The sequence below is a fragment of the Thalassospira lucentensis MCCC 1A00383 = DSM 14000 genome, from assembly GCF_000421265.1.
Classification (GTDB): Bacteria; Pseudomonadota; Alphaproteobacteria; order Rhodospirillales; family Thalassospiraceae; genus Thalassospira; species Thalassospira lucentensis.
Genome location: NZ_ATWN01000006.1, coordinates 230678 through 243962, shown reverse-complemented (window position 1 = coordinate 243962; position 13285 = coordinate 230678). Strand labels below are relative to the sequence as shown.

Sequence of the window (13285 nt, the reverse complement as noted above, 5' to 3'; positions counted from 1 at the left end):
TAAGGTGAATATCATTCTTAACGAACAGTTAATCACCGATGACTGCTTAGCTTCTTAGGGGCCAAAAAAATGACTGATCTGACCATTGCATCACAGGGCTTTTCTTACGCTTCTTTTGAATCGGCTGCGATGACGCGCCTGATCGAAGATACAGCACATGCTTGGCTGCGGTCTTTTGGTTTGACCAATGCATCCGCCAAGCAGCGTTTGGTCACAGCACTGCGCGATGCGCTTGCGCAAGACAGCTTTGCGGCAAATGACCGGACAAACATGCAGGACCTTCTGGATCAAGCCGCACATGACACGATTGGTGGCTGGTTTGCACAGGTAACCGGTCAGCATGATTGCTATGGCTCAGGAACGTTTTCGATGCTGCGCTGTGCCTTTTTGTCGGCCAATCGCGACGGCATCTGGTCAGAGCATTTTCTTGATCAGACTCGCACCCATCATGATTTGGCAATTGCGTTGTCGGTTCAGATGATGTTGCCGACACCAAGTTTGAAATCATGTGAAATGCCGCGCCAAACGCTTGAGCGCCGCGCTTCCTGATACAGAACGTATCCTTCGCTCTTTTGCTTTTTCATCTTAACCCTCAACGTTGATATGCAAAGCCTGAAGGATTGGCACCGCCACATATGTTGGCGGTGCTTTTTTGTGTAAGCATGTCCTGACTCTGGGTAAATTTCCAAAAAAGAACCCGCCACAAAGGGCGGGTTGAGTTCAGCGGGCGAGAAACCTGATAAAACCACCTTGGTCAGATCAGGCCCCTGCAAGACGCCGAAGCACACACTACTTCGGCGCCAAACGGTGTTCAGGCGGCTTTGTGAAAGCGGCCAAGTTTTTCCAGAAGTTTTGCAACCTGCGGGTCGTTCTTGCCATTGCGGTCAAGCTCAAGGAAGAAGTCCGGGTAGGGCGATTTTCCCGGTGTCAGGTTGTACTGTTCAAAATCAGTGATGCCGATGGCTTCAAGGACCGCCTCATCGGTAAAGAACCCGCCAGTAACCTCGCGCGATGGCGCCGTTAGGATGGCGTGCGCGGCGTCGGCAATAATTTCAGGTTTGCGCGCACGGCCCTGTTCCAGTCCGGGGATCATGTTCAAGGCGGCGGTTTCAATCACGGTGACCGGCCACAATGAATTCACCGCAACGCCTTCGTCGGCAAACTCGGCGGCCAGACCAAGGGTCACCAGGCTCATGCCGTATTTCGAAATGGTATAGGCCGTGTGATTGGCAAACCATTGCGGTGACAGATTGGGCGGCGGGGACATGGTCAGGATATGCGGATTATCCGATTTCAGAAGATGCGGCAGGCAGGCCTGCGCACAGGCAAAGCTGGCCCGTGTATTGACCTGATGCATCAAATCAAACCGTTTCATCGGCGTTTGCAGGGTCGGGGTCAGATTGATCGCGCTGGCATTGTTGATCAGGATATCAATACCGCCGAATGTTTCGACTGTTTTGGCAACCGCCGCGGCGATCTGGTCTTCTTCGCGAATGTCGGTTTTAAGTGCCAGACCCTTGCCACCGGCGGCGTCGATTTCGGCGACGGTGCTATGGATGGTGCCGGGCAGTTTCGGGTGGGGTTCATCGGTTTTGGCAATCACGGCGATGTTGGCGCCGTCACGTGCAGCACGCAGGGCAATTTCCTTGCCAATGCCACGTGACGCGCCGGTGATGAACAGTGTTTTGCCTGCAAGATTTGCCATGGATGTTTTTCCCTGAATTCTTTTTATGATTTGCCAAACTGGGGACTGCGTTTTTCAACAAAGGCGGTGACACCTTCGCGGAAATCGGCACTGACCGCACAGTCGGCAAATGATGTGGCCTCAGCAGCGAGTTGGGTGGAAAGGTCGTTTTCCGGGGCGGCGTTCAACAGCGCCTTGGTCCGGGCAATCGCATCGCGGGGACCATTGGCCAGACGGGTGGCGTATTTCGCGGTGGCCGATGGCAGCTGTGCAGTTGGAACCACCCGGTTGATCAATCCGTAATCAAGGGCCTCGTCCGCACCAAACCGATCCCCCAAAAGGGCAATTTCCTTGGCCTTCTTCATGCCGACCAAACGGGTCAGCGAATGGGTCGCCCCCCCGTCGGGGGATGTGCCGATATGGATATAGGCAAGGGTGAAAACCGTATCCTCGGCGGCAACCGCAAGGTCACAGGCATTCATCAGACTGATACCAAACCCGGCAACCGCGCCTTCAAGCTTTGCCACAACAGGACGGGGCAGGGCATGAATGCGGGCAATAATGTCGTGCACGCCGCCAATCATGGTTTCGATCAGCGGGCGGGCTTCATTGGTGGGGGTTTGGGCCATCTGATAAAAGAACTTCACATCGCCACCGGCCATAAAGGTCCCGCCCGATCCTTCGATGATGATCGCGCCGATATTGGTAATGTCAGCTTCGATCTGATCAAGGGCGTCAGACAGTCCGGCGACCATGGCCTGATCAAGCGCGTTCATCCGCTCAGACCGGTTGAGCGTGATGGTTGCGATTTGATCGGTTATCGACAGCAAAACGGCGTCATTCGATGCCATGTGAGTTCCTCCCGCGGGCTTTTGCCCGGTTTTCTTTCTGTGCTTACCTGTGCATCAGGCCGCAAGGCGTGCTTCAATCGCACTTTCCATATCCGGCCAGCCCGACAGCCAGTCGGGCATCAGTGGCGAGGTTTCATCCGCACCAACAAGACGGCAAATTTCTTCGGGTCGGATAATGCCTTCGGGGCCGACAAACACGGCCTTTACAACACCAAGGGCAAGGGTTTTTCCGTTCGCAACAAAGCGTTGTTCAAGATAAAATCCCTTGTCATCCCAATAAAGTGCGTGGGTTTCCACAGCAAACTTCTGAAACGGTTTGATGGCGCGTTTAAACCGCATGGTGGAGCCCGAGACCACCGGCTGCCATTTGCGTTTAAACATCTGTTTGGCGATGCCATTGCGCAAAATAAGCTCGGTCCGGCCAAGGTCCATCAGCGCAAAATACCGCGAATTGGTCATGTGCACGTTGATGTCGAGATCAAATGGCCAAGCCCGGAAATGCAAAACAGATGGATCCAGCGGATCAAGACGGGACCGCACCAGCGACAGGATCAATACCCGGATCAGTCGGAAAATAAGGTTCACGACATCCCCCCGGGCATGGGTGCCCTGTTATCCTGGATACGGTCCGATGCCATGATCAGAACAGCTCCTCATCAAGCGCCATCATGTTGCTGGAGCCCGACATCATTTGACTAAACAGCGCCCCTGATTGCGGCAAAACCCGTTCCATATAGAATTTCGCCGTGATCAGCTTGGCCTTATAGAACCCGTCCGGGTCATCATCGCGTTTGGCCAGTGCGATTTCGGCCATGCGGGCCCACATAAAGCCAACCGCGACCAAGCCAAACAGACGCAGGAATTCAGATGCGGCGGCCCCGGCTTCATCGGGGTTTTTCATGCCGCGCTGGGCCAGTTCACCGGTGATCTGTTGCAGGCGCATGAACGCCTTGGCCAGCGGCTGAACGTAATCGCCCAGTTCCCCGTTCGATACGTTGGCTTCGATATATTCCTGTACCGGGTGGAAGAACCGGCGCAGGTAACGGCCTGCCTTGGCGGGCATTTTACGCCCAACCAGATCAAGGGCCTGAATGCCGTTTGTGCCTTCGTAAATCTGGGCAATGCGGGCATCACGGACATATTGTTCCATGCCCCATTCACGGATATAGCCATGCCCGCCAAAGACCTGCACACCGAGATTGGCGTTATCAAAACCCCAATCGGTAAACAGGGCTTTTACAATCGGGGTCATCAGCTGAACAAATTCATCGGCTTCTTCGCGTTTGATCGGGTCATCGTGATGTTTGGCGGTATCAAGGGCGCGTGCCACCCACATGCCCATCGCCCGGCAGCCTTCATTAGTGGCCTTCGCTGTTAGCAACATGCGACGCACATCGGGATGCACAATGATCGAATCAGCCGCCTTGTCAGGCGATTTCGCCCCCGTAAGTGCCCGGCCCTGAAGGCGGTCCTTGGCATAGGCGCGTGCGCCCTGATAGGCGGCCTCACCAAGACCAAGCCCCTGAATACCGACCGACAGGCGTTCCTGGTTCATCATGGTGAACATCGCGGGCATGCCCTGATGGGGTTCACCGACCAGATAGCCAACCGCACCATCAAAGTTCATCACACAGGTCGATGATGCCTTGATGCCCATCTTGTGTTCGATGGAACCACATTTGACCGCGTTGCGATCACCCAGTGATCCATCATCCCCGACCATGAATTTCGGGACAAGAAACAGCGAAATGCCTTTGGTGCCCTTGGGCGCGTCAGGCAGTTTTGCCAACACGAGATGGATAATGTTTTCGGTCAGATCATGTTCCCCGGCCGAGATGAAAATCTTGGTCCCGGTGATTTCATAAGACCCGTCATCAAGCGGTTCGGCCTTGGATTTGATAATACCAAGATCGGTCCCGCAATGTGGTTCGGTCAGGCACATGGTGCCCGCCCACGTACCTTCGACCATCTTGGGCAGGAATTTGTCCTTCAATGCGTCTGATGCGTGGCTGTGCAGGGCGGCATAGGCCCCGAAAGACAGGCCGGGATACATGCCAAAGGACAGGTTGCTCGAACATATGATTTCTTCGACCAGCGCATTGATCGATTTTGGCGCACCTTGCCCGCCATAGGTCGGGTCACAGGCAATGCCGGTCCAGCCGCCTTCGGCAAAGGTTCTATAGGCTTCCTTAAATCCTTTGGGGGTCGTAACAACCCCGTCATCCCAGTGACAGCCTTCCTCGTCGCCCGACCGGTTGATCGGATAAAGGACCTCTTCACAGACCTTGGCGGCTTCTTCGAGAACCGCATCGACAACGTCGGGGGTGAAATCCTCGCAACCGGGCATCTGATTGATGTCGTTAAAATCAAACAGCTCGGTCAGGACGAAGCGCATGTCGCGTAAGGGTGCTTTATATTCTGCCATTTTCCGTCTCCTCGTCCTTAATTCCGCAACGGCTTGCCGGTCAGCAACATATGCTCGACCCGGGCCATGGTGCCTTCATTGCGGACCAGCCGCATGAAACCTTCGCGTTCCATTTCAAGCATGTCGTCTTCGGACAGTTCTTCGGTGACGTCGGTATCGCCACCGGCCAGAACCTTAGCCAGTTCCCCGGCCACGACACGGTCGTAATCGGTGGCCTTGCCAAGACGGTGGAAACCATCGACCGCCATTTCAAACGCCACACGGGCACTTTCACCGGGCAGGCGATAGGTGAATTCCTCGGGCGCTTCGTAGTCCTTTACCATCGAAAGCGCGCGTTGCTTGGCATCGGCCAGCAAACGGTTGCGATTCATGGTGATGCCATCTGATTCGCGGAAAAACAGGTTTTCCTTGGCTTCCATCGCCGATTTGGCAACGGTCGCGACCGAGATGATTTCAAACGCCTTGGCACTTGGGGCCATCGGGCCTTTGACGAATTTCGGATTTTCCGTCCAGCGACGGATCATTTCCTTACATCCGCCCCATGCCGGGATCAGGCCAACACCGGGTTCAACCAACCCGATATAGGTTTCCCCGTGCGCCTGAACCGCGTCACAATGAAGTAGAACCTCACAGCCGCCACCAAGGGCAAGACCACTTGGCGCGCCAACAACCGGGAAGGGTGAATATTTAAGCGCCTTATAGGTTTCCTGACCGGTTTCAACGAGGTTCTCGATTTCCGGCCATGCGGCGATATTGGCGGCAAACAATGCCAGACCAAGGTTGGCCCCGGCCGAGAAATTGCTGCCTTCGTTATAGATCACCATCGCCTTGAACTGCTTTTTGACAGTTCGGATCGATGTTTTGATTGCACCAAGCACGTCGGCATCAAGCGCGTTCATCTTGGTATGGAATTCAAGACAGGCAACCCCATCGCCAATATCCCAAAGCGATGCGGCACGGTTGCCGGCAACCCGTTCGGATTTGCGTTTGATGTCTTCAAGCAGGATGACGCCATCCGGGCGGGTGACGGCGGTATATTCCCCGTCAAAGCCAAGATAGAAAAGCTGTCCATCTTCGACCTTATAGAACGATTTGCCAGCCGCCTTTTTGAGCAATGCCGGGATTTCAACGCCGTCTTCCTCAAGCATCGCAATCAGCACATCAACGCCAATGGCATCAATCAGCTCAAACGGGCCGGTTTTCCATGCATAGCCCAGCTTCATCGCATCATCGACATCGACAATCGAATTGGCCGCGACCTCGGCAATGAAGGCGGCATAGGCAAGGGTTTTGCCCATGACAGCGCGCCCATATTGACCGCCCTTATCGGATGCTTCCATCATTTTGCGCGGGTCTTTGCCTGCCGCACGCACGCTTGAAACACGGGCCTTTTCGGATGTGGAAAATTTACCGGTTTGCAGATCGACCGATTCTTTGACTTTCCCGCCACCATCGCGGTTCAGGCGGTAAAAGCCGCCCTTGCCCTTACGCCCGGTATAGCCATCGGCAATCAGGTTGGTCACCAATTCACTTTCGCGGTAAATGGCGTGGAACGGATCGGATTTATCAAGCGCGCCCGCCATGCTGGATTGCACATGGGGCATCAAATCAAGACCCACCAGATCCATCAGGCCAAACACCCCGGTTTTGGGAATGCCAAATGGGCGGCCAATGACGCTGTCGGCTTCTTCGACGGTAAGCTTGCGGTCCATCGCCTCGACCATGGCGGCCTGAATCCAGTAAACACCCAGACGGTTGGCAATAAAGCCCGGTTCGTCATGGCAGGTGACACAGGTCTTTCCCAGTTTGCGATCGGCAAAATCGGCAACCATGTCGATCACGCCATCACGGGTCGCATCCGATCCCACCAGTTCCAGCAAACGCATATAGCGCGGCGGGTTAAAGAAGTGGGTGATGATGAAGTCCTGCGCGAACGTCTTATCCATCCCGTCAATCAGGGTGGCCAGCGGAATGGTCGAAGTATTTGACGAAATCACCGATCCCTTGGCACGGACGGCATCGATTTTACGATACAGGTCCTGCTTGATATCAAGGCGTTCAATAACCGCCTCGATGATCCAGTCACATTTGGCAATTTTATCAAGGTCATCGTCGATATTGCCGCATGTGATCAGTTTGGCGACCCGTTTGGACATGAACGGGGCCGGATCGGTTTTCAGCATTTTGGCAACCGCACCCTCGGCCACCGCATTGCGGTTTTTGGCCCCGTCGGGAACGATATCAAGCAGCAGGACCGGGGTCCCTGAATTGGCGATATGGGCGGCAATCGAAGCCCCCATAACACCGGCGCCGATCACGGCAACCTGTTTGATGTCTGATGTTACGTTGGGCATTACATCGCCTCCAGAATGGTCGCGATCCCCTGACCCCCGCCAATGCATTGCGATGCAAGGGCGTATTTGCCGCCATCCCGTTTCAGGATGGCTGCGGCCTTACCGACAATACGCGCACCGGTCGCACCCAGCGGATGACCAAGGGCCAGCGCACCGCCGTCCATATTGACCTTTGCCCCGTCCAGACCAAGGTCGGAAATGCTGGCCATCGCCTGTGAAGAGAACGCCTCGTTCAGTTCGGTGACATCAATATCGGATGCGGAAAGGCCGGCACGTGACAGGGCCTTTTTCGAGGCACCCACCGGGCCAATGCCCATGATTTCCGGCAGACACCCATCCACCGCAACCGATTTGATCCGCGCAAGCGGGGTCAGGCCGTGTTTCTTTGCATAGTCTTCCGAGCAGACCAGAACCGCCGATGCCCCGTCGGTCAGCGGCGAAGACGTGCCCGCCGTTACAACACCATCGGCCTTGAATGCCGGTTTCAGGTCGGCAAGGCTTTGCGCGGTGGTTTCAGCGCGGATACAACCATCTTCGGAAACAACACCATCTTTGGTCTGGATCGGGATGATTTCATCGGTGAATTTGCCTGCGGCCTGTGCGGATGCAGCCCGCTTGTGGCTTTCAACCGCGAAGGCTTCCTGATCGGCGCGCGACAGGCTGTATTTCGCCGCAACATTTTCGGCCGTATCGCCCATACCCATATAGGCCTCGGGCATTTCCTTATACAGATCCGGGTTGGGCAACGGGTTAAAGCCCATCATCGGCACGCGCGTCATGCTTTCGACACCGGCACAGATAAAGACATCCCCGGCACCAATCGCAATGGCACCCGCCGCCTGATGGATCGACTGCATCGATGACCCACAGAACCGGTTGACGGTAACCCCCGCGACCGAGCGCGGCAGGTCGGCCAGGAAGGTCACCAGACGGGCAACGTTAAAACCCTGTTCGCCCTCGGGAAAGGCACAGCCAAGGATCAGGTCTTCGATATCTTTGGGATCGACCCCGGTCTTTTCGACCAGACCTTTGACAACCTGTGCCGCAAGATCGTCAGGACGGACCTTGGCAAGAGCCCCTTTGCGGGCCGGGGTAAAGGGTGAGCGGACATATCCGGCAATTACGGCGTTGGTCATGGCGATGTCTTCCTTCCTGAGCTGTCCTCGATTTCGGATATATTGTTACGAAACCGGATCGAGTCCTTTTTCTTTAAGCGCATCAATCGATTGTTGTTCGATCTCGCGCAATTCATCCAATGTGACGTCCAGGGCCTGGCGTTGTTCTTCCAGATCCGACATCCGTTCGCGAACCTGGCCAAGCAGCATTCTGATCTGTTCTGCCTGGGTGGGGTCTGCACCATAGAGATCAAGATAATCAGCGATCTCTCTAAGGCTGAACCCCAGTCGCTTGCCGCGCAGAATGATCAGCATCTTGGCGCGATCCTGCCGGGTATAAACCCGTGTGGTACCTGCACGTTGCGGATTTACGAGACCCTTTTGTTCGTAAAACCGAATGGTGCGTGGCGTGATGCCAAGATCAGCGGCCAGTTCTGGCACGGTGTAAAACCGGTCGTCTAATTTCGTCATGTTCTCGCCCCCCATGGTACCTATTTTTCACTTAACGTCAATTAGTTTACGTTAACGTCACATTGATTTTTTCTCTGTGTGTGATGTGACGTTAACGCATTGAATTTATTGACGTGTCCCCTCACGTTTTAGGCGCTCTTCCTCAACCAGCTCTTTTTTCGACAATTTGCCGACCATGGTTTTGGGAAGTTCTTCACGGATTTCAATCTCGCGCGGCATTTCGATTCGCGAAATTTTATCATCAAGGAATGCCCGCAAATCTTCGGCGGTAATATCTGTCACGCCATCCTTCAGACGGACAAATGCCTTTGGCGCCTGCCCACGATAGGGGTCGGGCACACCAATACAGGTGACCTCGGCGATTTGTTCATGCAGATAAAGGGCTTCCTCAATCGCGCGGGGATAGACGTTGTATCCACTGCACAGAATGACGTCCTTCAACCGATCAACAAGGAAGGTATAGCCATCTTCATCCTGATAGCCGACGTCGCCTGTCCGGAGCCATCCATCGACAAAGGTTTCCTCGGTCGCGGCGGGGTTTTGCCAGTACCCCGGCATAACTTGCGGCCCACGCACGCAGACCTCGCCCTTTTCACCCAGTGGCACGGGTTGAGCATGGTGTTCTAACGAACGAATTTCGATTTCAGCCCCCGGCATGGCCAGACCGATTGAGCCTTCCTTGTTGACCCCTTTGACCGGATTACAGGTACAAACCGGGCTGGCTTCGGTAAGGCCGTATCCTTCAACGACTTTCGATCCGGTGATTTCCTCAAACCGGTGTTTGACCTCAACGGGAAGCGGCGCACCGCCTGAAATACAGCATCGAATGTGTGACAGATCGTGTTTGGGGGTTTCTGGCGAATTGTTGATGGCGGTATAGATCGTCGGAACGCCCGGAAAGATCGTTGCCCGCTTTTTATCGAGCGCCTTAAGCAAGGCATTAAGCTCAAAGCGGGGTTGAAGAACAAGTTCCGACCCCATGTTGACCGATGTATTAAGCGCCACGGTCATGGCAAAGACATGGAAGAACGGCAGGACACAAAGCGTGACCTCATATCCGGGATTGGCGTCTGGCATCCAGCGGGTCAGCTGATCAACATTGGCACTGAGGTTCGCGTGGGTCAGCATCGCCCCCTTGGGGCGACCAGTCGTGCCGCCGGTATATTGGAGTACTGCCAGATCATCGACCACGATATCGGCCGCCGTATCAATCGGCTTGCAGCCGATAACACGATCATAGGCAATATGGCGCAAATCGGTCGGGACGTCGGCCAGTTCACTGCGTTTAAACAATGAAAACAGAACGCTTTTGATCGGCGGCAGAATGTCGCTCATTTCACAAACGACAATCCGCTTCAGACAGGTTTGATCCAGACAGGCCGCGACCTTGGGATAAATCTGTTTAAGGTTCAGGGTCACCATCAGGCGACAGCCGGAATCCTCGATCTGATAGGCGATCTCGCGCTTTGCATACAGCGGATTGAAATTGACCACCACGCCGCCGCATTTCAGGATCGCGTAATAGCACACCACATAATACGGCGTATTGGGCAGGCACAAACCAACCTTGTCGCCTTTGCGGATGCCAAGCTGTTTAAAGCCTTCGGCGGCGCGATCAATCTGATCCTTGATGGTTTTGTAATCGTAAATCCGACCCAGAAAATCAATACAGGGACGATTGGGAAAACGTGCTGCAGCCCGGTCGAAAATCTCATGAACCGGGCAGGTGTAAACCGGCGAGCTTACGTCAACGCCATTGATCAGGGTCGGGGATTCTTGAACGTTCATCTGGTTCATTCGCGTTAACTCCATTACGTTAACGTCACTTTACGGGCAAAAAAAACGGGCCCGGTCGGGGCAGCATCCGCTCCCCCGCACCGAACAGTATAGCAGATCAGAACTTGAAGTTCGCCTGCAGGGCGATGATGTCGACGTGGGCCTCGTAATCGGCTTGGAACGTGCCGAGCGTCGAGGTCGTGTGGTCAACGCGCGCTTCATCCGCAAAGATATGAGTGTAGCCGAGGCTGACCACTGCCCAATCGGAAACCTGATAAGAGGCTCCCAATGATGTCCAGTACCTGTTGGAGTCAGGGAGGCGTACATTGCGGTACTGGGTTTTGATGGGCGTTTCGTCAAATGCAATACCACCGGTAAAGGCCCAATTCTCATCATATTTGTAGCGGGCACCAAGCGATCCGAACCACGCACTTCCCCATTTATATTCATCAGAACTGGAATTGGAGGTCGCAGCGGCAGCGTTCGTCAAACCATCAAATTTGAAGGTTAATGTGTCAATCGTGTTCCAATTGGTCCACTGCGCATCTGCCATTACAGTCCATTGTTCGTCTAGCTTCTGAGCGATGCCAAACGTAACTGACTCGGGGGTTGAGACGGTTGCTGTTGCATTTCTATCTACATAAGGTGCTGCAAAACCTTCCGCAGCGCTGTCGAAATCGATTTTACCTTTTAGCTCGTGTTCAACTTCGGAAACATAAGACAGACCAAATGTCGTAGATGGGGTCATCTCCCAGTTGATGCCCGCAGTCCAGCCATAATCAAGGGAGTCCCCGCTAACTTTGCTGCTGCCTTCGCCTGCGCCAGCAAGATTATCTACAGCTTTTGAGAGTTCAGCATCCATATACTGGATCTGTGGCCCTGCACCGATCGACAAACCATTATCAAAACGATATGCCAACACAGGCTTCATATTGATGGTCTTAATCGAGGAAGTCGTGCCGTAAAACCGACCTGCGAAGTCACCCTCGTAATCCGTTACAAGGCCCCACGGCGATGTAATGGACATTCCCAGATTCAATTGATCATTGAGCTTCCAGACAGCATGTGCGTTTGGAACGATAGCGTCATTTGCCATATCCTCGTCGCTTGGACTGCTAAAGCTTTGCGTATTGTTTAGCGTGCCGCCGGATGCAGATACATTTTTTGCCTTGGCAACAGGCCGAATGACGGTGACACCCGTACTGTAGGTCGTTTCTTTATATTGACCAACGGTGCCGGGGTTATAGGACATCGTGGACGCATCGGTAGAGAGCGTCGACATACCCGCAAAACTCGATCCCTGCAGCGTGCCACTGGTTTCGCGGACCTGAAAGCCTGATGCCTGTGCTGTTCCGGCGGTGGCGAGTGCGCATAGAAGTGCGGTACCCGACGCTGCTCCCCACAGGCAACCTTTGTTGAACTTGGACATAAAGTTTCTCCCTTAATCGTAAAGCGCCAAAATTCTTTGATCAAAGCGCCCGCTGTCATTCTTGAAGGGCTATCGCATCGACTCTGATAAAATCGATGTCGTAACCCTTTCTTTTAAAACTGGTTTTAAGAAGATATCCGTCGCTGCCATACCAAAGGTCGCGTTCGACATCGCCGGACATTACATAATGGGTCGCCGGTGTTTCCCGGTTTTCGACCATTAGTATTTCGTCACCGATCTTGTTGGTTTGCACCGCATAAGGTTCGGCGTTGATGACGCTATAGAGATGCGATTTGTCTGTGACGTCTTCAAGCCACAAGGTCAGTGGCCAGGCGCCGTCACAGGTGTTGCGCTTCCCGACACCTTTTCCGGCAACATCATAGCAATCTGCCTGATAGTTCGCCTGATAGGTGTAGTGTGTGCCGTCATCATTGGTGGTGGTTTTGACCGAAACCAGCTGGTTTCCGTGCCATTGCTCGGTCCGCTGGTGGTCATAGTGGAATTGAAGAAACAGCACCCGGACATCGGTCAGGGTTTCAACCTCAACCGTGCGGCCATTTGCCGTTTGGGTGATGTCGACTTTCTCATAGCCAATCGGTTCCCCGTCCTTAAGAACGCGGAAATTCAGGATGTCACCAGCATAAGCCGATGACGCCATAAGAAGGGCGACAGATCCTGCCGCCAAAGCCGATACGGTGCGTTGTAAGACGCGGTTCCGCATGGTGTTCCCCCGTAGAACAGATCAGTCCAGCATGGACGATAATTTCGCCGCAACTCCCATGGATCCCTTGATCTTGAGCTTGCCCATGGTGAAGGCCAGCATCGGATCGAGTTTTCCGTTGATCAGTTTTTCGAGGTTGGCTTTTTTGATTTTCAGAATGCAATCCGCATCCGACAGGTCATCATCGGTGATTTCCGGCTCATCACCGGTGGCATCGACCACAATCTGACCGTCATCGCCGCAATCAAATGCGACAACAGCATTCAGGCCGCGCAACTGCGGCAGTTTCTGTTTTACAGTTTCGAGGATGTCATCCACGAACGCCTCCCTCTTAAAGACGGTGTTTTTTTATGATTGTGGCTCAACTGTAGCGGAATGTGACGTTAACGTAAAACAAATTACGATAGAGGGAGGAATATAACGAATAGAGCTTTGAAATTTAACAATTTTAAGATGAAA

12 protein-coding genes are annotated in these 13285 nt (G+C 54.0%); 1 reads left to right on the top strand and 11 read right to left on the bottom strand.

Annotated elements, in window-relative coordinates; translation table 11 throughout:
* The first annotated feature begins 69 nt into the window (after positions 1-69).
* On the top strand, positions 70-549 hold the full coding sequence (locus K355_RS0114100) for a hypothetical protein (protein ID WP_022732799.1): 480 nt from the start codon (positions 70-72) through the stop codon (positions 547-549).
* A gap of 262 nt (positions 550-811) precedes the next feature.
* Here the strand turns inward: K355_RS0114100 and K355_RS24055 are convergent, their stop codons facing one another.
* The 11 genes from K355_RS24055 to K355_RS0114045 form a co-directional block, all read right to left on the bottom strand.
* Positions 812-1705: an SDR family oxidoreductase gene (locus tag K355_RS24055; RefSeq protein WP_022732798.1), complete on the bottom strand. Its 894-nt coding sequence runs from the start codon at positions 1703-1705 to the stop codon at positions 812-814.
* Between the two features lie 23 nt (positions 1706-1728).
* Positions 1729-2535, bottom strand: a complete 807-nt coding sequence (locus K355_RS0114090; RefSeq protein ID WP_022732797.1) for an enoyl-CoA hydratase — start codon at positions 2533-2535, stop codon at positions 1729-1731.
* 54 nt (positions 2536-2589) lie between these two features.
* Positions 2590-3120 carry an acyl-CoA thioesterase gene (locus K355_RS0114085; RefSeq protein ID WP_022732796.1) on the bottom strand — a complete coding sequence of 177 codons (531 nt, stop codon included), beginning with the start codon at positions 3118-3120 and terminating at the stop codon, positions 2590-2592.
* A gap of 55 nt (positions 3121-3175) precedes the next feature.
* A complete protein-coding gene (locus K355_RS0114080; protein ID WP_022732795.1) occupies positions 3176-4960 on the bottom strand; it encodes an acyl-CoA dehydrogenase C-terminal domain-containing protein in 1785 nt (594 codons plus the stop codon).
* A gap of 17 nt (positions 4961-4977) precedes the next feature.
* Entirely contained in the window at positions 4978-7314 is a 2337-nt protein-coding gene (locus tag K355_RS0114075) for a 3-hydroxyacyl-CoA dehydrogenase/enoyl-CoA hydratase family protein (protein WP_022732794.1), read from the bottom strand.
* A complete protein-coding gene (locus K355_RS0114070; RefSeq protein WP_022732793.1) occupies positions 7314-8450 on the bottom strand; it encodes a thiolase family protein in 1137 nt (378 codons plus the stop codon). The genes K355_RS0114075 and K355_RS0114070 overlap by 1 nt, the downstream gene beginning before the upstream one ends.
* 45 nt (positions 8451-8495) lie before the next feature.
* A complete protein-coding gene (locus K355_RS0114065) occupies positions 8496-8900 on the bottom strand; it encodes a MerR family transcriptional regulator (protein WP_022732792.1) in 405 nt (134 codons plus the stop codon).
* Positions 8901-9005: 105 nt separating this feature from the next.
* Positions 9006-10697, bottom strand: coding sequence for a long-chain-fatty-acid--CoA ligase (locus K355_RS0114060; protein WP_022732791.1), 1692 nt, complete (start codon positions 10695-10697; stop codon positions 9006-9008).
* A gap of 97 nt (positions 10698-10794) precedes the next feature.
* Positions 10795-12105 (bottom strand): OmpP1/FadL family transporter, encoded by a 1311-nt coding sequence (locus K355_RS0114055; protein WP_022732790.1) that lies wholly within the window; start codon positions 12103-12105, stop codon positions 10795-10797.
* A gap of 55 nt (positions 12106-12160) precedes the next feature.
* Entirely contained in the window at positions 12161-12826 is a 666-nt protein-coding gene (locus K355_RS0114050; protein WP_022732789.1) for a DUF6134 family protein, read from the bottom strand.
* Positions 12827-12847: 21 nt separating this feature from the next.
* Entirely contained in the window at positions 12848-13144 is a 297-nt protein-coding gene (locus tag K355_RS0114045) for an SCP2 sterol-binding domain-containing protein (protein ID WP_022732788.1), read from the bottom strand.
* Positions 13145-13285: the final 141 nt, after the last annotated feature.